The sequence below is a fragment of the Collinsella sp. CLA-ER-H9 genome, assembly GCF_040092295.1.
GTDB lineage: Bacteria > Actinomycetota > Coriobacteriia > Coriobacteriales > Coriobacteriaceae > Collinsella.
This window is the reverse complement of record NZ_JBBNLV010000007.1, coordinates 93019-116700: the sequence shown is the minus strand read 5'-3', so window position 1 is coordinate 116700 and position 23682 is coordinate 93019. Positions and strand designations below refer to the sequence as shown.

The following is a 23682-nucleotide window of genomic DNA, read 5'->3' as shown; positions in this document are numbered from 1 at the left end:
CGAGCTCTTCCCCTTCAGGTAGCCCATGACGCTCGCGACGCTGTACTTCGGCGGGATCGCCAGCAGCACGTGCACGTGGTCGGGCATCAGGTGCCCCTCGATTATCTCGATCCCCTTGTACTCGCACGGCTTCCTGAGGATCTCCCCTATGTCGCTCCTGATTTGGTTGTAGATCACTTTGCGCCTATACTTCGGCGTGAACACGATGTGGTACTTGCACATCCACTTCGTGTGGGAAAGGCTGTAGGCCTTCTGGGCCATGGCGACCACCCCTTCGACTCGAATTCTTGACGGCCTGAACAATCGTCAATATCGGTCGGAGGGGTGGCTTTGTAAAGCCGTTTGTCTCCACCCGCGTAGCGGGTGGTTCAAAGCTGGCCGCTGCGCGGCCAGCAGACTAAAGTCTTGAAAAGAAAAAGCCCTGTCGCGAGTCTGCGGCAGAGCTTTTGGAAGGGGACTTGGTTGTGCGGACTCGTTAGGCGAGCTTGGCCTCGAGCTCGGCGATGCGCTTGTAGGCATCGATGGTAAAGCGGGTCTGCTTCTCCAGGATCATAGTGGTCATGAGAGTGTCCTGAGCGTGAGCCATGATGAAGGTCATCTCCATCTCGCCACCGCCGGCCTCCTGCGAAAGCAGCTTGGTCTGCGTGTCGTGGGCACCGATGAGCGCATCGCTGGCATCCTTGTGCAGCTGCTCGGCCTTCTCAAAATCACCCTCGCGAGCAGCATCGAGCGCTGCAAGCAGATCGGTCTGGGCGTCACCTGCGTATGCGACGATCTCGAATCCAACCATCGAGATTTCTTCTTTGGTTGCCATATTGCGTTCCTTTCACATATGAACCAATGGAGAGCATCGCGTCCGGGCATACGCGCTGCGTTCTGTATGGCAGAAACATTAACATTCAAACAAAAAAGAACAACGCAAAACATAATTTCAAGCTATGAACGGTCAATTTTCACCCGTGAACGGTTTCCAAACCATTTCGAACAATATCAAACATGATTAACGGAAACCCAAACAGGACCGCGCCCTAGCGCAAATCGCGCACCGTATCGCCCTCTACGAGCACGCCGGGGATCAGCATGTGCTCCACGCCAGACGCACCCCCCTCGGCACCGGCGATCTTATCGACTGCCCACATGCCGACACGCCTGTTGTCAAAGCGCACGGTGGTCAGGCGACGGTCGGGCACGATATCGCCCAGGCTGTCATCAACACCCACCACGCTCACGTCCTCGGGCACACGCCTTCCGCGCGACTCGAGCCCGCGAATGCAGCCGTAGGCCATGGCGTCGTTGGAGGCATAGATGGCAGTACAGGTCGGATCGTCCGCCAGAGCCTGGCCTGCGGCATATCCGCTCTGCGCCGTCCAATCGCCACGGATGAGTCGCGGCAGCTCAATACCATGTGCGCGCAATGTCTCGCGCCAGCCTTCCTCGCGCTGCATGCCCGAAAGCGAGCGCTCGGGGCACGAGATAAAGTGCACGGTCTTGTGCCCCTGCTCCAGCAAATACTCGACCACCTGGCGCGAGCAATCGAACTGGTCGTTATCGACCGTTGAACAAAGCGGGTGCTCCAACATCGTAACGAGCACTGTCTGCATGCCGGGCAGTGGCTCGAAGGTGCCAAAGTCCGCCGGCATGCGATTCATGATCACGACCATGCCATCCACCGGCAGTGCGCTCATGCGCGACGATGCGCTCTCGAGGGTATACGGATGCCCATCTACTTTCGTGAGGGTAATGGCGTAGCCGTGCTTATCGGCGGCGGCAGCAAAGCCCTCCATACGGTCGAGGTTGCCGGTACCGGTAATGTTGAACATGGCGACGCCGACGGTCTTAAACTTGCCGCGGCGCAGCGATCGACCGGCAAAATTGGGGCGATACCCCAGCTCGCGCATGGCGGCACGCACGCGCTCCTTGGTCTCGGGGCGCACGCTGGGCGAATCGTGCACCGTACGCGAGACTGTCTGCTCCGAGACGCCCGCGAGACGCGCCACGTCCTTAACGGAAACCGATTTTTTAACAGCGGCCATAGGTCGATCTTTCTATGTCAACGATGCCATTAGTGGCATCCTGCGCAGTCAAATGAAACGTCTTCAAGTATATCCAACGCCTCCCCCACCATACGCTCACCACCCAAAACCTACCGTTCACCGACATTTTTGCTTCCCCGAACGGCTTTTGTCGCCCAAATGTTAACGTTGCCATTGTGCAAACACAGAGCCACCGGGCGGCTCAAACGTTTACGCGCAAGGAATCGACGGTTCGCAGGCACAGGGACCATCGGTTCGCGTCTTATTTTGTGTCACAAAATGGCAACGTCAACATTTTGGCAACCGAACGCCAAAAGCTACCATCGTTGTTAACCCACCGACTCTTAGGAGCATTGCATGGAGCAACTTATCGCCATCATCGAAAAGGGCCAGCCCTTTTTCAACGCGATCGCCCGCAACAAGTACCTCAAGGCGATTCGCGACGGCTTTATCTCCGTCATCCCCATCATCATCTTCTCGTCCATCTTCTGCCTGGTAGCCTCGGTCCCCAACATCTGGGGTTTCTACTGGCCCGATGACATCAACAACGCCCTGTGGAAGTGCTACAACTACTCCATGGGTATCCTGGCCATCGCCTGCGCTGCCACCACAGCCAAGCACTTCGCCGACGCTCAGAACCGCGATCTGCCCAAGAACAACCAGATCAACTTCATCTCGTGCATGTGCGCGGCCATCATCGGCTTCTTGCTCCTTTCGAGCGACACGATCGCCACGGACGCTGCCAGCGGCTTCAACACCACCTACCTTGGTTCCAAAGGCCTGCTGACCGCCTTTATCGCTGCGTTTGTGACCGGCATCATCTACAAGTTCTTCATTAAGCGCAACATCACCGTCAAGATGCCCGAGCAGGTTCCGCCCAACATCTCGCAGACCTTTAAGGACATCATCCCCTTCTCCGTCTGCATCACCGTCTTTTGGGTCTTTGACATCGTCTTCCGCGCTGCCTTTGGCTTCTGCTTTGCCCAGGGCGTCATCCAGGTGTTCCAGCCCCTGTTCACCGCTGCCGACGGCTACATCGGCCTTGCTGTGATCTACGGCGCCATGAGCCTCTTCTGGTTCGTGGGCGTCCACGGCCCCTCGATCGTCGAGCCCGCCATCGCCGCCGCCCTCGTTGCCAACATGACCGACAACCTGGCTGCGTTCCAGGCCGGCCAGCACGCTTCCGCTGTCCTGACCCAGGGTGCCCAGTACTTCGTCGTCTGCATGGGCGGCACCGGCGCCACGCTTGTCCTGGTCTTTATGTTCTGCTTCCTGGCCAAGTCCCAGGAGATGCGCGCCGTCGGTAAGGCCGCCATCGTTCCCGTGTGCTTTGCCGTTAACGAGCCGCTGCTGTTCGCCGCGCCCATCGTACTCAACCCCGTCTTCTTTGTCCCGTTTGTCTTTGCCCCGATCGCCAACATCTGGATCCTCAAGATCTTTATCGACTTCTTGGGCATGAACGGCTTTATGTACACCCTGCCCTGGACCGTCCCCGGCCCCATCGGCACCATCATGGGCCTGGGCTTCCAGCCGCTCGCCTTTGTGATGCTCGCCCTTATCCTGGTCGTCGACTTTGCCCTGTACTACCCGTTCTTCCGTGCCTATGACGCCCAGAAGTGCACCGAGGAGGCCGAGATCTCCCAGGAGGAGCTCGCCGCCAAGAACGCTGAGAAGGCCGCCAAGCTCAACGACGCCTTCCAGGGCAAGGCTGACGCCAAGAGCGTTGCCGCCGGCGCTGCTGCCGAGGCCGTGAAGGCCGACGCCCCCGCCGCTTCCGCAGCGCCCGCCACCGAGGCTGCGACCGCCAGCGACCTCAACGGCAAGCGCGTGCTCGTACTCTGCCAGGGCGGCGGTACCTCGGGCCTGCTCGCCAACGCGCTGGCCAAGGCTGCCAGGGAGCGCGGTATTAACCTCGAGACCGCTGCCGAGGCCTATGGCAACCACGTTGACATGCTCCCCGACTTTGACCTGGTCGTCCTGGCCCCGCAGGCCGCAAGCTACCTGGCCGACCTGCAGAAGGACTGCGAGCGCGTGGGCAACAAGTGCGTCGCCTGCCGCGGTAAGCAGTACATCGAGCTCTCCCAGAACGGCGACAAGTCTCTCGCCTTCGTAAGCGAGCAACTCTCGAAGTAAGTAACGCTCAGGGCCAGCCGACCATCCAAGACCGGCTGGCCCTTCGATTTAGACGATTGGATCATCATGTCCGTTAACCCTGCTAGCGTCACTAACCCGCCTGCGCAGTTTCCCGAGGACTTTGTCTTTGGCGGCGCCACTGCTGCCTACCAGGTAGAGGGCGAGACCCGCACTCACGGTAAGGGCAAGGTTGCCTGGGACGACTTCCTGGAGGCCCAGGGGCGCTTTTCCCCCGATCCCGCTTCGGACTTCTACAACCAGTACCCCGTCGACCTGGAACTGTGCGAGGAGTTTGGCATCAACGGCATCCGCCTCTCCATCGCCTGGAGCCGCATCTTCCCCAACGGCACCGGCGAGATCAACCCCGAGGGCGTCCAGTTCTACCACGACCTCTTCGCCGAATGCCATAAGCACCATGTTGAACCGTTCGTCACGCTGCATCACTTTGACACGCCGCTGCCCCTCTTTGAGAAGGGCGACTTCCTCAACCGCGAGACCATCGACGCCTTTGTGGACTTTGCCACCTTCTGCTTTAAGGAGTACGCCGACCAGGTGACCTATTGGTTCACCTTTAACGAGATCTGGGCGGACGCCTCCAACACCTACATCGAGGGCACCTTCCCCGGCGGCGTCAAGGCGCATCTGGCCGAAGCCTTCCAGTGCGAGCACAACATGATGCTCGCCCACGCCAAGGCCGTGCTGGCCTTCCACAATGGCGGTTTTAAGGGCAAGATCGGCGTCATCCAGTCGTTGGAGTTTAAGTACCCGCTCAACGAGAACGACCCCGCCGACATCAAAGCCGCTAATAACGAGCACGTGTTGCAGAACCAGTTCTTGCTCGACGCCACTTTCCGCGGCGACTACGCGCCTGACACCTTGGAGTGCGCCAACCGCCTGGCTGCCGTCTCGGGCGGCACCATCGAGATTCTGGACGAGGACCTCGAAATTATGCGCGAGGCCGCGCTCTACAACGACTACCTGGGCGTTAACAACTATCAGTGCCGTTTTTTGAAGGCTTACGATGGCGAGAACGACCTGCACCACAACGGTACGGGCGAGAAGGGCACCGGCCGCTGGCGCGTTAAGGGTATTGGCGAGCATGTGAACAAGCCTGGCATCCCCACCACCGACTGGGACTGGATCATCTATCCCGAGGGCCTGTTCGATCTGCTCGTCTACATTAAGCAGCGCTACCCCAACTATAAGCAGATCTTCATTACAGAAAACGGCATGGGCTACAAGGATCCCTACAAAGACGGCTTTGTGGACGACCAGCCGCGCATCGACTACATCGAGCAGCACCTGCGCTGGCTGCTCAAGGCCATGGAGGTGGGTGTCAACGTGGGCGGTTACTTCCTGTGGAGCCTGCAGGATCAGTTCTCCTGGACCAATGGCTACAACAAGCGCTATGGCTTCTTCTACGTTGACTTTGAGACCCAGAAGCGCACGCCCAAGGCAAGCGCCTACTGGTATAAGCACGTGGCGCAGACCCGTCGTCTGGACTAGCGACTGGCGGGGTTGCCCGCTCACACAACCTGTCCCCATTTCTCAGCCGGGGGCGACACGTCACACGGCGCGCCGCCCCCGGCCTTTTTTGGGCAGACCGTACCGCACGTTTGTCTCAATCTGTAACATCTAACCGAGTTTTTGGTCCCTAGCTGTTACAAATCAAGACAGACCGGGGAGGCCGCGCCGAATTGTCTAAATCTGTAACACTAGAACCGGTTTTGGACGTCTAGTTGTTACAGATTGAGATAAACGCACAGGACAATCCTCTCAATCTCAATCTGTAACATCTAGCTGAGTATTTCGGCCCTAACTGTTACAGGTTGAGATGAACGAGCCGAGCGCGCCTACGCCCGCAAATCCCGCACGCTCGCACGCTCGACCAACACGCCCGAGACGAGTGTACGGCTTCTGGAGCTCGGGGCTTCCAGACCTGCGACGACCTCATTAAGCGCACGGATGCCCAGCTCGCGGTGGCGAAACTTCACCGACGTCAGAATCGAGTTGGGAATCGTCTTGTAGAGCTCATCGTCGAAGCCGATCACGGACACGTCTTCGGGCACACTGAGCCCTTTGTCACGTAGAGCCATCATCACGCCGTTTGCCATGCAGTCGTTAGCAGCGAGGACCGCCGTGCAATCGGGTTTATCGGCAAGCACAAGGCCCGCGGCATAGCCACTATCCGCATTCCAATCGCCTTGCAGAGGCTCGGGCGGCTCAATGCCACGCGCCTCGAGTGCCGCACGCCAACCTTTCATACGACACTGGCTCGACAGCGATTCTTTCTTACCAGAGACGAAGTACACGTTCTTGTGCCCGTGATTCAAGAAGTACTCACACGCCATGCGCGCGCCGCCCTCTTGATCGTCACTGACGGTGGAGCAGGTAGGATGCTCCATCGGTGTGATAATCACCGTCTTGAGGTCTTTCGGCGCCTCAAAGGTATCAAAGTCATCGACCATCTGGCGCAGGTTGAAAATCATGCCGTCGACGGGAAGCTGCGACATCCTATGCGCCGCTTCGGCAAGGGTCATCTTCTCCCCCGCCCGCTTTTTGATCACCGTGAGAGCAAAGCCTCGCTCTTCGGCGGCATCGGCGATACCGTCGATCATGTCCACGGCGCCGCCCGACAAGTGGAACACCACCACGCCGATGCACCCGTAACGGCCCAACTTGAGTGAACGCGCGGCAAAGTTCGCCCGGAACCCAAGCTCCTCCATGGCCGCATGGACCCTATCGCGCGTCGACTCTCGCACACTATCGGGCTCGTTGATCACGCGCGACACCGTCTTGAGAGAAACGCCCGCGGCAACTGCCACATCGTTCATCGAGACATTTTTCTTGTCCATCGTTGCCACTACTTCTCCAGTTGGTTTTGCATCGCTTGTTTTTTGTGTTCTAGCATACACTACCTGCCCGACTGACAAATCAGCCGTTTATCGGACAATATCGACCGTTCACCCGTAAATCCTTGTTGCTCTTCCAAAAATGTCTTACGTTGTCATTAACGAAATGACAACGTTGTCATTTCGCAATGCCTTCCTTAAGCAGGAAGGTTTCCGGGCAGTCCTGACCATCCATCGACGACCAGTTCCATCCACATGCATCGCGCATCAAGCAGCAAAGGAGCTCTATGGACGCCATCGTAAAGATGCTCGAAAAGCATCAACCGTTCTTTGAGAAGATCTCGAGGAACATCTACCTCCAGGCCATCAAGGACGGATTCCTTGGGTGCATGCCCATTGTCCTCACCTCTTCGATCTTCCTGCTGATCGCCACGCTTCCCGGCGTGGTCGGCATCACGCTGCCCCAGCCGCTCCTCGACTGGTGCAACAAGCTGTACAACTTCACCATGGGCGTCATGGGCATCATGGTTGCCGGCACCACCGCCAAGAACTTCACGGCATCCATGAACCGTCGCATGCCCGCCGGCAAAGTGCTCAACGACGGTTCCACCATGGTGGCCGCCCAATGCAGTATGCTGCTGCTCGCAGTCACGCAGTTCACCACCAAGCTCGACGGCTCCGAGCTTTCGGTCTTCGATTGCACCAGCATGGGTACGCGCGGTCTGTTCTCGGCCTATATCGCCGCGTTCATTACCGTGTGGGTCTATAAGTTCTGCGTCTCGCGCGATCTGACCATCAAGCTGCCCAAGGAGGTCCCGGGCGCCATCGCTCAGAACTTCCGCGACATCATCCCCTTTGGCGGCGCCGTCATCATCTGCGGCATCATCGATGTCATCGTGCGCAACCTCATGGGCGTTCCGTTCTCCGAGCTGCTTATCAAACTGCTCTCCCCGCTCTTTACCGCTGCAGAAACCTATCCTGGCCTTATCCTTATCCAGGCAGCCACCGCGTTCTTCTGGTTCATCGGTGTCCACGGCCCCTCGATCGTCCAGCCGGGCATCGACCCCATCCGTCTTGCCAACCAGGCCGAGAACCTGCAGGTTCTGCTGGCAGGCGGCCACCCCGCCCACTCCCTCACCTTTAACATGTCGCTCGTGGGTGAGTTCGGAGGCACCGGCGCCACGTTCATCGTGCCGCTTCTGCTGATTCTCTTTATGAAGTCCAAGCAGCTCAAGGCCGTCGGTAAGGCCTCGATTGTTCCTGTTGCCTTCGCCGTCAACGAACCGCTGCTCTTTGGCGCGCCGATGATCCTTAACCCCTACATGCTCATCCCCTTTGTTACCGCCGGCTGCGTCAACGTGAGTGTTGCCAAGTTCTTTATCGATAACGTGGGCATGAACGGCTTCTCCTTCGTGGTGCCTTGGGCCACCCCCGCCCCCATCGGCATTTTCATCACCACGAACTTCCAGCTTATTGCCCTGGTATTTGTCGCGATCATCATTTTGCTGGACGCCATCATCTACCTGCCGTTCTTGAAGGCATACGATAAGCTGCTCTGCGACCAGGAGGCCGAGCGCGCCGCCGAGCTGGGTCTTGAGCCCAACGGTACCGCTGCCATCGCCGCCAAGCCCTCTGCGCCCGCTGTCGAGCAGGCTACCGCTTCCGTCGAGACGACTGTTGCCGCCGCTGACAGCAAGCCTGTCGCCGATCAGCCCAAGCCCGCTGCCGATGCATCCGCCAAGAAGGATGTCGATGGCCTGAAGGTCCTCGTCCTGTGCGCCGGCGCCGGCACCTCCGCCATGCTCGCCAACGCCATCAAGGAAGGTGCCGCACAGACCGGAGAGAACATCGCTTCCTCCGCCGGTGCCTATGGTCAGCACACTGCCATCATGGATCAGTACGACGTTATCGTGCTTGCCCCGCAGGTTCGTAGCTACTACAACGACATGAAGGCCGACACCGATCGTCTGGGCATTAAGCTGCTCGCTCCCCGCGGTAAGGAATATATCGACCTTACTCGCGACCCCGCTGGCGCCATCAAGTGGCTCCGCGAGAACCTCGACTAGTTCCTTCCTCTGTTGGTGCCCGGACCCCCAGTTTGGGCACCTCTCCCTATTCATATCCCACAGAAAGGATGACTCATGACCAACCCCATGCAGTTCCCCGACGGCTTTGTGTTTGGCGGCGCCACCGCCGCTTACCAGGTTGAGGGCGAGACCCGCACGCACGGCAAGGGCAAAGTGCCCTGGGACGATTTCCTGGCCGCACAGGGTCGCTTCTCCCCCGATCCTGCAAGCGACTTCTACAACAAGTATCCGGTCGATATCGACCTGTGCCAGCGCTTCGGCATCAACGGTATTCGCGTCTCCATCGCTTGGAGCCGTATCTTCCCCAGTGGCACCGGCGAGATTAACCCCGAGGGCGTCGCCTTCTATCACGAGCTTTTCGCCACCTGCAACAAAGCTGGTGTTATCCCCTATGTCACGCTCGATCACTTCGATACGCCGGAGGCCTTCTATCAGGACGGCGGCGAGGGATTCCTGACGCGCACGACCATCGACGCCTTTGTCGAGTACGCCAAGTTCTGCTTTGCCGAGTTCACCGAGGTCAAGCACTGGTTCACCTTTAACGAGATTCCCGCGACCGCCGAGGGCAGCTTTATCGTTGGCAACTGGCCGCACGGCGAGAAGTATCGCCTGGACAAGGCCTTCCAGCTTATGCACAACATGATGGTGGCCCATGCCAAGGCCGTCGTCGCCTTCCACGAGGGCGACTTTGAGGGCGAGATCGGCATTGTCCAGAACCTGGAGCCCAAGTATCCCCTCGACCCCAACAACGCCGCCGACTGCGAGGCAGCTCGCATGGCCGACGTCATCAACAACCGCTGGGTACTCGACGCCACCTTCCGCGGCCACTATGCAGCCGACACCATGGAGGCTGCGACCAAGCTGGCCCATATCGCCGGCGGCGAGCTCGACGTCCGCGACGAGGACATCGCCGCGCTGACTGCCGCGCTCCCCTACAACGATTGCCTGGGCGTCAACACCTACAAGTGCCAGTTCCTGCGTGCCGCCGAGGGCGAAAACGACATCAACCACAATGGCACCGGCGACAAGGGCTCCTCGCGCTGGTTCCTCAAGGGCGTGGGCGAGTCATGCGTGCGCGAAGGCGTACCCACCACCGATTGGGACTGGATTATCTATCCCGAGGGCCTCTACGACCTGCTGCTGCGCATTAAGAACGATTACCCCAACTACAAGAAGATCTACATTACCGAGAACGGCATGGGCTATAAGGACGACTTCGAGGACGGCTTTATCGACGACGCCCCTCGCATCGACTATATGCGCCAGCATCTCGCGTGGATCCTCAAGGCAATCGACGGCGGCGTGAACGTCGACGGCTACTTTGTGTGGTCGCTACAGGACCAGTTCTCCTGGACCAACGGCTACAACAAACGTTACGGCCTGTTCTACATCGACTTCGAGACCCAGAAGCGCTATCCCAAGGCGAGCGCGTACTGGTACAAGAACGTCGCGGAGACCGGCCTGCTCATGGCCTAGCTTTTGCCGCGTACCCCCTGTCGGCCGCATGCGAATCCCTCCACGGGTTCGCATGCGGCCTTTTTTATTTTGGCTCGGCCCGAGCAGGCCGTTTGTCTGGATCTGTAACATCCAGCAGGGATTTTCGGCCCCAATTGTTACAGATCGAGATGAACGAGGCACCCAGTTCGAAATATCTAGATCTGTAACAACTGACTCGCTTTTGGCCGTCTAACTGTTACAGATCAAGACAAAGATGATGGCTGGGTAGACAAAATCTCGGTCTGTAACACCTAGTCGAGTTTTTGGGTCCCAGCTGTTACAGATTGAGACAAACGCACAGGACAATCCTCTCGATCTAAATCTGTAACATCTAGCGGGCTATTTCACCCCTACCTGTTACAGGTTGAGACAATTTGATAGTGGAGTCCTCGTTTGCGCGTCATATCGCGTAGCGCCGACGCGCTGATTCCCCACAATGACAGGAGGTAAAAGTCCTCCCGCAGCGCTTGTCGGCAATCCCGCAGCGCTAGCTAGCAAATGACCTGCGTGTGCTCCTCGATGGCGGCACGATCCTCGGCGGTAATACCCGGCTCGCACACCACGGCGTCCAAGCTGTCCAGGCGGCAGAAGGTGTAGAAGTCGCGCTTGCCGATCTTGCTGGAGTCGGCGATCAGATAGCGCGAGTCTGCCTTGTTAAAGGCGAGCTGCTGGATACGGCCCTCGTCCATGTTGGACGTAGACACGTCGCCATCCAGAATGCCGTTGGCGCCGATAAACGCCGCATCGATGCCCAGCGCACGCAGGGTATCCTCGGCCGTTGGCCCCACAAAAGCGGCGGTGCGGCGACGGTACATACCGCCCACGAGGCACAAGTCGCAGTCCTCGCGCGCCTCGAGCAGGTTAAACACCGAAAGCGAGTTGGTCACAATGCGCAGGCGACACGCCGGCAGCATCGAGGCCATCTGTTCCACCGTAGTGCCCGTACCCAAAAAGATGGTCGAGCCCTCCTCGATAAGCTCCACAGCACGGCGCGCAATCTGCAGCTTTTCCTCGGCATGCTTAGTGCGCTTTTCGCTGTGCGAATACTCATGGCGCAACATGGCATGGGGACGTCCCTGTGCGCTACGGGCGCCACCGTGCACGCGCTCGATCTCGCCCAGGCTCGCAAGTTCTTCGAGGTCGCGGCGAATCGTCATATCCGAAACGCCCAGCGCATCCGAAATCTCCTTGACCGAAACCGTGCCCTGCTCTTCGAGCAGCTGACGAACCTTATCCTGTCGCTCTGCCTTAATCACGATGAATCCTCGCCGTTCTTTGCGCGCATATCATTCAAACAGTAACGAACAAATTGTATCAGACTCGTGCGCGTCAAAAATGAACACCCGCACAGCTCCAATCATCACTTTTTTGAGAAAAATACCCCCTGCTTTAGTGGGGTGTAGTGATAATCTCACCTGTTCGCGCTACAGTTTGTCCGAAATACCTCGATGTTAGGAACCAAATGATCACTTCCGAGCTTTTCGGCACCGCGCCGTGCGGCACCTCCGTTCATCGTTATACCCTCAACGGGCCCGAGATCTGCGTTCGCATTATGGACTATGGCGCCACCGTGCTGGGTATCGATGTGCCCGATATTCCCGGCAACGTGCGCGATGTGGTGCTGGGCTTCGATAAGCTCGAGGATTACTTTGACAACCCCGCCTGCTTTGGCGCGACCATCGGCCCCGTGGCAAACCGCACCGCGGGCGCCACGATCACCATCGACGGCACGGACTGGCACATGCCGGCCAACGAAGGCGTCAACAACCTGCACAGCGATCTTGAGCATGGTCTGCACAAGCGCGTATGGGACGTTGAGCTCGACGAGACTCACAACGCCGTGCGCATGACCACCTCGCTTAAGGATGGCGAGCTGAGCCTGCCCGGCAACCGAATCTTTACGGCTGTGTTTACCGTTACGCGCACCGGCGTCTTCCGCATCGAGTATGGTTGCGAGAGCGACCGCGCCACCTACGTGTCCATGACCAACCACACGTACTTTAACCTTGCCGGCCATAACGCCGGCATGGACTGTGAGCACTTCTTTATCGCCAACGCTGCCCACTACTTGCCCATTAACGAGCAGAACATCCCCACCGGCGAAATCGCTCCGGTCGAGGGAACACCGTTTGACTTTCGCGAGCTGCGCCCCGTCGCACCCGGCATGGAGGCCGACGACCCGCAGATTAAGCAGGCCCGTGGCTACGATCACTGCCTGTGCATCGATGGCTATCAGTACGGCCGCAACCTGCGTCGCGCCCTACATGTCGAGGAGATGTGGACCGGTCGTGAGCTGGACTACTACACCACCGCCCCGGGCGTGCAACTCTACACCGGCAACTGGCTGGGCGACGAGCACGCCAAGGACGATGCCAACTATGGCTGGGGCGCCGGCTTTGCCCTCGAGGCCGAGATGTACCCCGACACGCCGCACCAGCCGCTGTTCCCGCAGGGCATTGTGGGTCCGGGTCACCCCTACAGCAATATGATCGAATACCACTTTATGAGGCACTAGGCCCACAACGCGACATCTCGCACAGCAACGCCCGCCGGCACCACCGCCAACGGGCGCTGCTTCATGCCTAAATCCTTCTTTTCGATGCCACCGAATTGGTGACATAACAAAACTATGCCGAATTACTACGATGAACCCACTATGTCCGACCACGCGCTGGTTTATAAAAAATTAGCAACTCGTCTACCTGCGGTTTTATTCTCTGCAAATTTGGCATGCTCGGCGATAAGCAATTCATCGTAGTAAACCGGCATAGTTTTGGCGGACAGCGCCACACAGATCCCCTACGAAGGCAAAATGATCCGTTTTCCTCCGTCCCCAAGGGATCAGTTGAACAGATTGCCGATGGGGTCGGGGGCGGAACTGGGGAGATAGCGGATTTCTAGTTCTATGCCGAGCTTTTGCAGCTCTCTGAGAACAGCGACGTCTGTGTCGTCTACGGCAACTGCGGGCGTTGCGGGACGCTTGCCCTCCCCTGCCTGCATATGACCAATGCTGATCTTGGTGATCGGCACACCGCCCTTAACCAGCGCGAGCGCATCGGAGGGTGAGGCCACCATGATCAGAATCAATTGGCGAGGCGTTGCGGTATGAATGACGTCGATGGTCCTTTGCACCGAGAAAAACCGCGTCCAAACGCCTTCTGGCGCCGCCACCCTCATGGGTGCCCATTGGCGCGAATCTGCCGCGATCTCATCGTTGACGATTAGGACAAGGTTGGAACCCACGGCTTCGTTCCACAGCTCAACGTCTTGTCCGTAAATGAAACGGTCGTCGATGCGTGCGAGAAGAATCTTGGGTTGAGTCATCGCTGCCCCATTCTGTTTGAGACCCGTAAGAGCAAGACATCGCGTCTCCAATATTAGTGCATTTAAAGTGAGAAAAGCCGTCAGAACACTTGCGCGGATTTGCGATGTCCCGTATCATAGACAGCCGTTGACGCCTCAGTTGCGCCATCACATGGCCGCCAGCGTAGCTCAGTTGGTAGAGCACCGCTCTCGTAAAGCGGGGGTCACCGGTTCGAGCCCGGTCGCTGGCTCCATTGCACAAGATAGCCGCCTTCGGGCGGCTTTTTTGTTGCTGATTTCGGGCGCGCTTCCGCCAATCCAAGCACAACGCCGCCGGAAACTCTCCTACTCAACAAAAGCCCCGCCAACCGCAATCCCCAAAGGAACCGCGTTCAGCGGGGCCCAAGCGAGCTCCCCCAAGGGATAACGCTCGCAACACGAACAGCTCAGCCGAGCAGCGCGCTACTCCTCCCAGTAAGCATCTGCAAGCAGCTTAAAGCAAATCTTCTTGACCGGCTGCGCGCCATCGCCCTGGAACTCGAGCGTGGGCATGTGAGGCTCGCCGGCAACAAACAGCGCAAACTTGTCGTCAGCAAGATCGCCGGCGATCGAGGCGTCGGAATCGACCAGATCGTAGTCGTCCTTCTCGTCAAACTCCTGAACCAGCGTCAGGCTGCCCGTGGCAACCTTAAAGGCCTCGCGACCCTCGACGTCGATCTGCAGGTCGTGATAGCGCTGATGCGTCTCATAGTGAGCCTCGGCTTCGGGACGCGTCGTGGGAGCCATGACGTTCGCAAAGACCTTGTCGCCCAGAATCGGATGGCTGCCGACCTCGAGCTTCGCCGGATCGTTCTCCTCGAGCCAGTCGATCAGCACGTCGAGGCCCTTGAGCATTCCACGGTACTCCTCGATATCGCCCAATGCACCGTAAATCATCTAAATCCCCTCTCGGATCGTTTCTTTGGCGGCTACTCGGCAAACGCATTACCGACGCTGTTGCCACCCACATGCGTCTCGACCAGGGTAAGGTCGGGATTGAACACGACAGTGTCGGCGTCGCGCCCCGGCATAATGCTACTGCACTTGTCGTCGACATGAGCTGGCAACCGATGCCGGGGCCGCAGCACAAGCTCCTACAGCTCGGTCACGACAACGCCGTTGTAAACCTCGTCCCAACGATCCATAACCAAGTGGCCAGTCATGGGATCCATGGCATTGAGCTTGCCGCAGGTGTTGGCGGTACGCAGCACCGTCTCGTCGTCGGCTCCGGCAGCAATCGCATGTGCGAAGCCGGCAATGGTCGAATCGCCAGAGCCCGTAGCGTTAACGGCGGGGATATCGGGGGTCTTGGCGCGGAACGCACGGCCGTTATGGAAACCAACGGAGCCGGCAGCGCCCATGGATACGACGACCCAGGGGATATCGGAGAAGCGGGCGTCAGAGGCGAGCGCGGAACGGAGCTCGTCCACATCGTCGGTGGTAAAGCTCGTGCCCAGAAGGCCGTTAATTTCGGTCAGGTTAGGCTTAACCAGCTCAGGCTTGACCTCGGACTTGAGCGCAGCCTCGAGCGAGGCGCCCGAGGTATCGAGCAGCACCTTGGCGCCGGCGTTCTCTGCAATGCCCGTGATCTTAGCGTAGTAGTCCGCCTCGACGCCGCGGGGCAGCGAACCCGAGATGGTAACGACATCGGCCTTGCTCGCAAGCTCGGCGAACTTGGCGGTAAAGGCATCGAGCTCCTCGGGGGCAATCGTCGGGCCGCTCTCGAGCAGCTCGGTCTGGTTGCCGGCGTGGAGGATGTTGAGACAAATGCGAGTCTCGCCCTTGATGGGCACAAAATCATTCTTAATGCCGTTAGCATCCATGAGCTCGGCCATATAGGCGCCCATATGACCACCAAGCAAGCCGGTTGCCACGACATCGTCGCCCAGCTGGCCCAGGACGCGGGCCACGTTGAGGCCCTTACCGCCGGCGGTCTTTTCGGGCGTCACGCGGTTGACGTCGTCGATAATGAGCTCATCGAGCTGATAGCGCGTATCGACGGACGGGTTCATCGTAACGGTGAGGATCATTTCTAGCTCCTTATCTCGCAGGCTCCTTATGCCTTGCAAAACGAATTGGCTACATGCGACTACAGAATCTCGATTGTGAACGAGCGCACGATGGTTTCTTTGGGCTTGGCGATAAGGCAGCCGCGCTTGTGCTCAAGCACGTCGTCCTCATCGGAGCAGGTCGAAAGACCGCCCCAGGGCTCAACTGCCACAAAATCACCCTCGGGCTTGCTCCACACAATGAGGTACGGGAAGCCCTCAATGCTCAGGCGAACACCCTTGTCCTCGCCCTTTTTGGAAAGCGTGACCTGACGGCTCTCGAGCACGTCAAAGATGGTCTCCGCAAAATCGAAGAGCTCATGTGACAGAGGCAGCGTCTTTCCCACCATGGGGTTCTTGGAGCGGTTGGTCACGTCAATCAAGCCAGTCGAGGGGACGGCAGCGCAAAGCTCAGCAGCCTCGTCTTTCTCAAAACGCAACTCGTAGTCCGTATAGGCCTCGCCCTCATCGAGCGGGCACCTAAAGCCGGGGTGTCCACCGATAAAGAAAGGCATGTCCTCGGTGCCCTCGTTGGTAACCTCATAGGAGACGCGCACGGCGGCGTCCTTGAGCGTATAGCGGGCGACAAGTTTAAACGGATACGGATAATCGCTCAGCAGCGCGGCGTTATCCTCGGATGCCAGGCACATAGCCAGCTCGTTTGTGCTTTGGCTCAACAGCTTCCACTCCTGCTTGCGTGCAAAGCCGTGGCGGGCGAGCTTCACATGATGCCCAGCAAACGTCATGGCGCTACCATTGCGCAAGCCTCCGCAAATCGGGAAGCAAATCGGTGCCTGGCCGGACCACACGGCGGGATCGCCCTGCCACAGATACTCGCGACCTCCAGCCTCAATCGAGGTAAACGAGCCGCCGGCCGTGGAGACCTTGATAGAAATCGAATCGTTGGAGAGAGCGTATTCCATTGCCCATCCTTTCGAACAACTGCTTTTTTGCTCGCAAGAACCCGTCTCGGCCCTGACCAAAGGACAAACCCGCACGTTCATCGATGCGTCCGGTATCCCAGCCATGCAACGGGGTACCATACAGACATTGATGCAATTACAGCTGAAAGGCCTTCTTATGCGAACCATCATCCTTTATGCCTCACGCCACCACGGCAATACGAAAAAGCTCGTGGACGCCATCGTCGAGGCGCACCCCGAAATCGATACCCTCGACGTGAAGTCACTCGGTAAAAACGAGTACCCCGACCTGCACGAATACCATCTGATCGGCGTCGCCACGGGCATTTATTACTCCGAGATCGACAAAGATATGGCGCGCGTGCTCACGAACGTGCTGCAGCCGCAGGACAAGGTATTTGGCCTAATGACCTACGGCGGCAAAAACAAGTGGTACGGCAAGGATATCGATGGCATCTGCCGCATGAGGCAGGCCATCTTTATGGGTGTCTACGGCTGCCCCGGCTTTGATACGTGGGGGCCGTTCAAACTCACCGGCGGTGTCCAAAAGGGACACCCGACCGCTGAGGAAATTAAGGGCGCCGTCGACTTCTTCGACAAGATCGAAGACGAGTATGGCGAGATCATCGTCGAAGAGTACGCCAAGCGCGAGAAGCGTCTTGCCTACGAAAAGGAGCATCCTGCAGGAGGTCTTGTGGCCGGCGTTAAGCGCACGGCAAAGAAGATCGCTAACAAGCTGTAACTGTTAAGGTGCTTTTGAGCGTTTAACCCATACGGCGGGTCCGAGCAGATTCGGGCCCGCCGTCTTTTTCTATCGTTACTCGGTAAAGGCGTTGCCGACGCTCTGGCCGCCAACATACGTCTCGACGAGGGTGAGCTCGTGGTCGAACACGACAAAGTCGGCGTCGCGACCCGGCATGATGCTGCCGCACTTATCCTCGATGTGCGCGGAGCGTGCCGGCACCTCGGTTGCCATGCGAATGGCGATATCGGCGCTGGCGATGCCCCAGTCGACGATGTTCTTGACGCCCTGGGCAAGCGTGAGCACCGAGCCGGCAATGCTCTTGCCGTCGGCGAGCCAGCACAGGTTGTCCTTCATGATGACGTCCATGCCACCACTGGTATAGCTGCCCTCGGGCATGCCGCCGCAACCCAGGCAGTCGGTGATGAGTACCGTATGCTGCCAGCCCTTTGCCTGCAGCAGCGCCTTGATGGCGGCAGGGTTCACGTGCTTGCCGTCACAGATGATCTCGGCGTAGGTCTCGGGCGTGGACATGGCAGCGCCCACGACACCGGGCTCACGGTGATGCAGTCCGCGCTGGCCGTTATAGGTATGCGTAAAGCAGCTGGCACCGGCGTTGATGGCGGCGATGCACTCATCGTAGGTGGCGTCGGAGTGACCGATACTGGTCACCACACCCTTGGCGTTCAGAGCAGCCGCATAAGCAGCGGCGCCATCGCGCTCGGCAGCCATGGCGCTCTTAACGATGCGACCGCCCGCAGCCTCCTGCCACTGATCGAAGACCTCCTCGGAGGGATCGATAAGATAAGCGGGGTTCTGCGCGCCCACGTGCTTCATGGTAAAGAAGGGCCCCTCCAGGTAGATGCCCTGAATGCGAGCACCGCAGAAATCGGGGCCGCGACCCTCGTCCGCCTGGGCGATGGCGGCGCAGGCATCCTTGATCTGCTCGACGCCATCGGTGAACGTCGTGGGCAGCCAGCTGGTGGTACCGCGACGGGCGAGCTCGGTTGAGCTGATATCGATGCCCTCGGGATCGTTATCGGTAGTTGAGTGGTTGTAGAAGCCATGGATGTGAGTATCGACCATACCCGGTGCGATCCACGATCCCGTGTAGTCCTTAATCTCGCAAGAGGGCTCGTCGGCCTGCCAGGCGCCAAAAACGCCATCCTCGACCATAAGATAGCCGCCCAGTTGCGGGCCTGCCGGCAAGAAGAACTTGTCAGCCTTAATTGCGTACGTGCTCATATGCACTCCTCGCTTCTAAAGCAGTTGACTGTGGTAATGCTTATACCCAGCTCACGTAAAACAAAAAGCGCCCGCCCGCCGTTATGAGCGGACGGGCGCCCTTACAGGGGGACGCGATTAAGCGGTGAAGGGGTGAATCGTCACGCCCTTAACCACGCGGTTGACCGTGCCGGTGGGGCTCGGCGTATCGGGCGTGTTGCCCACGCGGACGGAGTTGAGCAGGCTGATAGCCTGGGCAAACATCACGAACGGCAGAGCAAGGTAACCCTCGGGAAGTGCCTCGTAGCCCTTAAAGGTGAAGGACTCACCCTCATAGACGGTGGCACCTTCCTGCTGAACGGCGATGGTGTGCTGAGCGATCTCGTCGCCACCGATCTCGTTGAGGATGTCGATGTCGTACTGACGGGTGTAGGCGTCGTTGTTGACGAACACGAAGACGAGCGTCTTATCGTCGACGAAGGACTTAGGTCCGTGACGATAGCCCATGGAGGTGTCGTAGGAAGTAGCGACCAGACCGTGAGCGAGCTCGAGGATCTTGAGCTGGCTCTCCTGAGCAAGGCCACCGAAGGAGCCAGAACCCAAGTAGGTCACGCGGTTGAAATCGCCAGCCAGGTAATCGGCGATCTCGGGCTCACGGGAGATGACCTCCTCGCCCATCTTGGCAATCGTCTCGACCCACTCGGCCTTCTGCTCGTCAGAGGCAGTGTCGAAAATAAGGGTGGAGAGCAGGGTCATGCAGGAATAAGAACCGGTCATGGCGAAGCCCTTGTCGTTGGCGCGCGGAATGAGCAGCGTCAGCGCATTGGGATCATCGGCAGACTCGACGGCAAGCTTGCCCTCGGGAGCGCAGGTGATGTTGAGGAACTTGACGTTGTGGACGAGCTCCTTGGCAACGGCAACGGCGGCAAGGCTCTCGGGGCTGTTGCCAGAGCGGGCAAAGGAAACCACGAGCGTGGGATCCTCGGCGCGCAGGAAGTCGCGCGGGGCGCTCACGATGTCGGTCGTGGCGATGGGCTTAAAGTCGTAGAGATCAGTGTTGCCAGCGTGACGCAGGTACGGGGCGCAGGTATCGCCAACGTAGTCGGACGTACCGGCACCGGTGAAGACAACGGACAGACGACCCTCGCCCATAGCGCGAGCCTCGGCCAGGAAGGCCTCGATGGCCTCCTTGTTCTCGCGATAGATGTTGAGCGTATCACGCCAAAGCTCGGGCTGCTGAGCAATCTCGGCCGTGGTGATCTGGGCGCCGAGCTCGGTGAGCTCCTCGACACTCTTCTCGAACATTTCTAATACCTCTCTCTAGAAGTAATCCTCTGACGTGCAATTATACACTTCGGTTGGTTATCTGGTAGTAACCAGTTAAATGCAAAGAATCACCATATGGAAACGATGCAAGCACTAGTTACTGCGCTGGTGGTAAACCTTGTATTTAAACTGATCGGCACGAGCAACCGAAAGTGTGTACTCCACTACCTCGTTTGACTCGTTATACGTAGTCCTGACCAAATCGAGCACAGGCGAGCCCTCGACAATTCCCAAAAGGTGGGCATCGGTGGGACGGGCTATGCTCGCATAGAACTCCTCTTCGGCCACGCGAATCTTTTGCTGAAAGTCCTGCTCAATCACATCGTAAAGCGGCTTACGCTCCAGCAGCGGTCGCTTTAGGGACAGAAATTGACGAACCGGTAGATAGCTGCGTTCGACCATCATGGGCATGTTGTCGGCAGAGCGAAGACGCTTGAGCTTAAAAATGCGATCACCGATGCGCAATCCCATATGCTCGGCCAGATTCTTATCGGCCTCCATCTCGCAAAACTCGAGAATCGTGGTCTCGGGTTCTCGACCCATCGCGCGCATCTGCTCGGTAAAGCTGTAGGACTGCATAAGATTGGTTGCTTTTGCCGAACGGTCGGTCACAAAGGTACCGCGACCGTGCTGCCGAACCACCAGTCCTAAACGCTCCAGTTCCTGCAGAGCCAGGCGTACCGTAGTGCGCGAGAGACCATAGCGCTCCGAAAGTTCGCGCTCGGAAGGAATCATGTCACCGGCGCGATATTCATGGTCAATCTTTTCGGTCAGAATATCGACCAGCTGATCGTACAGCGGTTGCTTACGCGCTCCGATCGCCATCCTATCCTCCCTTTTGCTCGAATTCGGCTAACTACCTAGGGTGTTATGCATTATCTGTCTGCCACACCCGAATCATTAAGAAAACAAAAGCCGCGCGCTCTTTCGAGCACGCGGCTTTTAACATACACATGGCTTAAGGGGTCGGGGTGTGAGCCGCGTAGGGACACACCCCTCAAGCTAGAGCCTTACCAGATGCTCGGCCAGAGACCAAGCGGGCCAGCGCCCAGGATGCCAAGGACGAAGAGCAGGAGAATGCCCTTGGTCGGGGTCCAGCTGTGCTTAGCGAACATGTAGTAAAGCAGCAGCGTAAGCATAAGCGGGACGAGCTTCGGGACGATGGTGTTGAGGGTGTCGGCAACAGAGAAGTTGACCGGATCCTCGGTAACGGTGCCGTAGGTCACGGACTCCATGCCGTTACCCAGATCGGTGACGCCGCACTCGACAGCGTTGCCGTCGGCATCGGAAGCGGTAAGGGCGTTGCCGTCCTTATCGGTCATGGCGATGGTACCGGCCTCAGCGGTCTCGGTATCGATGCCCTCCATACCGGTGAAGTTCTCGGCCTCCTTCTCGGAGACGATCACGGTAGTAGCGGAGAGACCACGGGTGGTGCCGTTGGGGATCTGGAGGTTGATCTGGGTGCCACCCATGGTGACGACCAGGCAACCGACGACGAAGACGCCCATGATGGAAGCGGCACGCGTGAAGGCCTGCATGTTGGCGGTCAGAGCGTCAATAGCGCTGGTGCCAAGCTTGTAGGACCAGTTCATGAGCCAGAAGCGCAGAGCGAACTGGACGACGTTGAAGATCACCAGGAAGATGATCGGTGCAGCGGCGTTGCCGTTGATGGCCATGTTGGAGGTGATGCCGGCCGTGATAGGCACGAGCGTCAGCCAGAACAGGGCGTCACCGATACCACCGAGCGGGCCCATTGCGGCGACGCGGACGGCGCGGATCGTGGGGATGTCAACCTTGTTCTGCTCGAGCGAAAGCACGATGCCCATAACAAAGGTGACAAGGAACGGGTGGGTGTTGAAGAACTCCAGGTTGTGGCTCATGGAAGCCGCGAGGTCGTTCTTGTTGGTGTGGATCTTCTCCAGACCGGGGATGATGGAGTAAAGCCAGCCAGCGGCCTGCATGCGCTCGTAGTTGAACGATGCCTGCAGGAAGCAGGAGCGCCAAGCCATCTTGTTGAGGGTCTTCTGGTCGAGCTGCGGAGCAGGAGTGAGATCCTCGTAGTGCTCCGGGATCACATACTCATTAGATGCCATCTTCGAAGTCACCTCCGTCAGAAACAGCTGCACCCTTCAGCTCGGTCTGCTGCTGGAAGTCCCAGAAAGCGATGCCGAAGCCGATGAGAGCGAGGATGAGCAGAGCAGGGGTTGCCAGCGAATCGTTGGCAACGGTGATGAGCGCGAGGCCAAAGCCCATGAGGAAGAAGCCCCACATATCGCGGTTCATCATAACCTTGAGCAGGACGGCGAAGCCGACGAAGCGCATCATGCCGCCTGCAGCGGAGAGACCGGTCTGCAGCCAAGTCGGGATGGCAGAAGCGATGGTCTGACCGATGGTAGCGCCAGCGATGAAGAACAGGGTGACGACGACAGCGAAGATCAGGCCGAGCAGAGCCATGGCGAAGTAGTTCAGGCGCTCGATGCCCTTGGTGTCCGCGTTGTGAGCCATGTTATCGGCCGTGGACATAAGCGGGGACATAAGCGTGAAGACCAGGGTAACGCCAAGCTGGCCAAGCAGAGCGAACGGAATGGCGAGGCCGACTGCCGCGTTGGGCTCGAGGCCCGTGGCGATAGCGAGAATGGCTGCCATGATGCCGCCGATGACGGCGTTAGGCGGCTGAGCGCCTCCGATCGGCATGTTGCCGATCGTCATGAGCTGATAGGTACCACCCACGAGAAGACCGGTGTTAAGGTCGCCAAGGATAAGACCGATGACGGCGCCGGTGACGATGGGCTGATAGAGAGACTCGAGGAAGTCAAACTGGTCGATTGCCGCGATGAACGTGACGACGAAGACCAGAGCGATCTGGATGATCGAGTATTCCATCTTGCTCCTCCTTTCAAAATGTATGTACGCACTTTGGATTTCACGTACAGAACGTCAGGGTTTCACTCCTGACAACGTGGATCACGAGGATTACGAGAAGAGCTTGCTCGTGTCCTCAACAGGCGTGCTCGGAACGCGCCTGATCTCCAACTCCACCCCCAATTCCTGCAGCTCTTTAAACGCAGCGACATCCTCGTCGTTAACTGCGACGGAGGTGGCGACTTGGCGCTTTCCTTCCGACATGTGCATGTTGCCGATGTTTACCTTCTTTATAGGCACACCGCCCTTGACGAGCGTAAGCACGTCTTCCGGTGTTTCGGCCACGATGAAGATCTTCTGGCGCGGGCTCGCCTTGCCAATGACGTCGATGGTCTTCTGCAGAGAGAAGAAACGCGTAGCGACGCCGGCGGGAGCGGCCATCTTCATGAGGTTCTGGCGCATGGTGTTGGACGCCACGTCGTCGTTGGCGACGAGGATGAGGTTGGAGCCCAGGGTGGAGTTCCACTGGGTGGCAACCTGACCATGAACCAGTCGGTTATCGATGCGGGTAAGAAGAATGTTGGGTTCTGCCATGTTGATCAGCTTCCTTTCG

At 58.5% G+C, this 23682-nt stretch carries 21 protein-coding genes and 1 tRNA gene; 7 read left to right on the top strand and 15 right to left on the bottom strand.

The annotated features are described in order from the left end of the window. From tnpA to AAAX73_RS06170, 3 genes are all read right to left on the bottom strand, one after another. On the bottom strand, positions 1 to 261 hold a 261-nt coding region (gene tnpA / locus AAAX73_RS06180; protein WP_349125368.1), incomplete at its 3' end, for an IS200/IS605 family transposase. 214 nt (positions 262 to 475) lie between these two features. Next, a complete protein-coding gene (locus tag AAAX73_RS06175) occupies positions 476 to 814 on the bottom strand; it encodes a PTS lactose/cellobiose transporter subunit IIA (RefSeq protein ID WP_006234827.1) in 339 nt (112 codons plus the stop codon). Positions 815 to 1028: 214 nt separating this feature from the next. After that, positions 1029 to 2033, bottom strand: coding sequence for a LacI family DNA-binding transcriptional regulator (locus tag AAAX73_RS06170; protein WP_349125367.1), 1005 nt, complete (start codon positions 2031 to 2033; stop codon positions 1029 to 1031). Positions 2034 to 2390: 357 nt separating this feature from the next. Between AAAX73_RS06170 and AAAX73_RS06165 the strand changes: the two genes are divergently transcribed. Together AAAX73_RS06165 and lacG (AAAX73_RS06160) are read left to right on the top strand one after the other, a co-directional pair. Continuing rightward, a complete protein-coding gene (locus AAAX73_RS06165) occupies positions 2391 to 4166 on the top strand; it encodes a PTS lactose transporter subunit IIBC (protein WP_349125366.1) in 1776 nt (591 codons plus the stop codon). 66 nt (positions 4167 to 4232) lie between these two features. Then, the gene (lacG, locus tag AAAX73_RS06160) at positions 4233 to 5672 is read left to right on the top strand and encodes a 6-phospho-beta-galactosidase (protein ID WP_022094685.1); all 1440 of its coding nucleotides are present in this window, start codon (positions 4233 to 4235) and stop codon (positions 5670 to 5672) included. A 347-nt stretch (positions 5673 to 6019) separates the two neighbouring features. Here lacG (AAAX73_RS06160) and AAAX73_RS06155 read toward each other — a convergent pair whose 3' ends face one another. Next, positions 6020 to 7021, bottom strand: coding sequence for a LacI family DNA-binding transcriptional regulator (locus AAAX73_RS06155; RefSeq protein WP_349125364.1), 1002 nt, complete (start codon positions 7019 to 7021; stop codon positions 6020 to 6022). Positions 7022 to 7305: 284 nt separating this feature from the next. Here AAAX73_RS06155 and AAAX73_RS06150 point away from each other — a divergent pair, with 284 nt between their 5' ends. Beyond that, the gene (locus AAAX73_RS06150; RefSeq protein ID WP_118081586.1) at positions 7306 to 9084 is read left to right on the top strand and encodes a PTS lactose transporter subunit IIBC; all 1779 of its coding nucleotides are present in this window, start codon (positions 7306 to 7308) and stop codon (positions 9082 to 9084) included. Between the two features lie 75 nt (positions 9085 to 9159). After that, positions 9160 to 10581 (top strand): 6-phospho-beta-galactosidase, encoded by a 1422-nt coding sequence (gene lacG, locus AAAX73_RS06145; RefSeq protein WP_199574410.1) that lies wholly within the window; start codon positions 9160 to 9162, stop codon positions 10579 to 10581. Between the two features lie 512 nt (positions 10582 to 11093). On the opposite strand, the gene AAAX73_RS06140 is transcribed toward lacG (AAAX73_RS06145), so the two are convergent. After that, a complete protein-coding gene (locus AAAX73_RS06140) occupies positions 11094 to 11858 on the bottom strand; it encodes a DeoR/GlpR family DNA-binding transcription regulator (protein WP_349125363.1) in 765 nt (254 codons plus the stop codon). 206 nt (positions 11859 to 12064) lie between these two features. Between AAAX73_RS06140 and AAAX73_RS06135 the strand changes: the two genes are divergently transcribed. After that, positions 12065 to 13117 carry an aldose epimerase family protein gene (locus AAAX73_RS06135; RefSeq protein ID WP_118081584.1) on the top strand — a complete coding sequence of 351 codons (1053 nt, stop codon included), beginning with the start codon at positions 12065 to 12067 and terminating at the stop codon, positions 13115 to 13117. A gap of 326 nt (positions 13118 to 13443) precedes the next feature. Here AAAX73_RS06135 and AAAX73_RS06130 read toward each other — a convergent pair whose 3' ends face one another. Continuing rightward, on the bottom strand, positions 13444 to 13926 hold the full coding sequence (locus AAAX73_RS06130) for a PTS sugar transporter subunit IIB (RefSeq protein WP_117772918.1): 483 nt from the start codon (positions 13924 to 13926) through the stop codon (positions 13444 to 13446). 157 nt (positions 13927 to 14083) lie between these two features. Between AAAX73_RS06130 and AAAX73_RS06125 the strand changes: the two genes are divergently transcribed. Next, positions 14084 to 14159 (top strand) — tRNA-Thr (locus tag AAAX73_RS06125). 208 nt (positions 14160 to 14367) lie between these two features. Here AAAX73_RS06125 and AAAX73_RS06120 read toward each other — a convergent pair. The 3 genes from AAAX73_RS06120 to AAAX73_RS06110 all read right to left on the bottom strand — a co-directional run bounded on the left by AAAX73_RS06120 (position 14368) and on the right by AAAX73_RS06110 (position 16915). Then, a complete protein-coding gene (locus AAAX73_RS06120; RefSeq protein ID WP_117772916.1) occupies positions 14368 to 14841 on the bottom strand; it encodes a YhcH/YjgK/YiaL family protein in 474 nt (157 codons plus the stop codon). Between the two features lie 197 nt (positions 14842 to 15038). After that, complete coding sequence (locus tag AAAX73_RS06115; RefSeq protein ID WP_055251199.1) at positions 15039 to 15974, bottom strand: hexose kinase; 936 nt, start codon at positions 15972 to 15974, stop codon at positions 15039 to 15041. Between the two features lie 59 nt (positions 15975 to 16033). Continuing rightward, on the bottom strand, positions 16034 to 16915 hold the full coding sequence (locus AAAX73_RS06110) for an aldose 1-epimerase family protein (protein WP_349125362.1): 882 nt from the start codon (positions 16913 to 16915) through the stop codon (positions 16034 to 16036). Between the two features lie 157 nt (positions 16916 to 17072). On the opposite strand from AAAX73_RS06110, the gene AAAX73_RS06105 reads away from it, so the two are divergent. Further along, positions 17073 to 17657 (top strand): flavodoxin domain-containing protein, encoded by a 585-nt coding sequence (locus tag AAAX73_RS06105; RefSeq protein ID WP_349125361.1) that lies wholly within the window; start codon positions 17073 to 17075, stop codon positions 17655 to 17657. A gap of 75 nt (positions 17658 to 17732) precedes the next feature. Here the strand turns inward: AAAX73_RS06105 and nagA are convergent, their stop codons facing one another. The 6 genes from nagA to agaV form a co-directional block, all read right to left on the bottom strand. Next, positions 17733 to 18902 carry an N-acetylglucosamine-6-phosphate deacetylase gene (nagA, locus tag AAAX73_RS06100; RefSeq protein ID WP_022094606.1) on the bottom strand — a complete coding sequence of 390 codons (1170 nt, stop codon included), beginning with the start codon at positions 18900 to 18902 and terminating at the stop codon, positions 17733 to 17735. 117 nt (positions 18903 to 19019) lie between these two features. Further along, the gene (locus tag AAAX73_RS06095; RefSeq protein WP_035137674.1) at positions 19020 to 20186 is read right to left on the bottom strand and encodes an SIS domain-containing protein; all 1167 of its coding nucleotides are present in this window, start codon (positions 20184 to 20186) and stop codon (positions 19020 to 19022) included. Positions 20187 to 20300: 114 nt separating this feature from the next. After that, positions 20301 to 21032, bottom strand: a complete 732-nt coding sequence (locus AAAX73_RS06090) for a GntR family transcriptional regulator (protein WP_022094608.1) — start codon at positions 21030 to 21032, stop codon at positions 20301 to 20303. 185 nt (positions 21033 to 21217) lie between these two features. Continuing rightward, the gene (locus AAAX73_RS06085) at positions 21218 to 22300 is read right to left on the bottom strand and encodes a PTS system mannose/fructose/sorbose family transporter subunit IID (RefSeq protein ID WP_055251210.1); all 1083 of its coding nucleotides are present in this window, start codon (positions 22298 to 22300) and stop codon (positions 21218 to 21220) included. Then, on the bottom strand, positions 22290 to 23090 hold the full coding sequence (locus AAAX73_RS06080; RefSeq protein ID WP_022094610.1) for a PTS sugar transporter subunit IIC: 801 nt from the start codon (positions 23088 to 23090) through the stop codon (positions 22290 to 22292). The genes AAAX73_RS06085 and AAAX73_RS06080 overlap by 11 nt, the downstream gene beginning before the upstream one ends. A 90-nt stretch (positions 23091 to 23180) precedes the next feature. After that, a complete protein-coding gene (gene agaV / locus AAAX73_RS06075) occupies positions 23181 to 23663 on the bottom strand; it encodes a PTS N-acetylgalactosamine transporter subunit IIB (RefSeq protein ID WP_022094611.1) in 483 nt (160 codons plus the stop codon). Between the last annotated feature and the right edge of the window lie 19 nt (positions 23664 to 23682).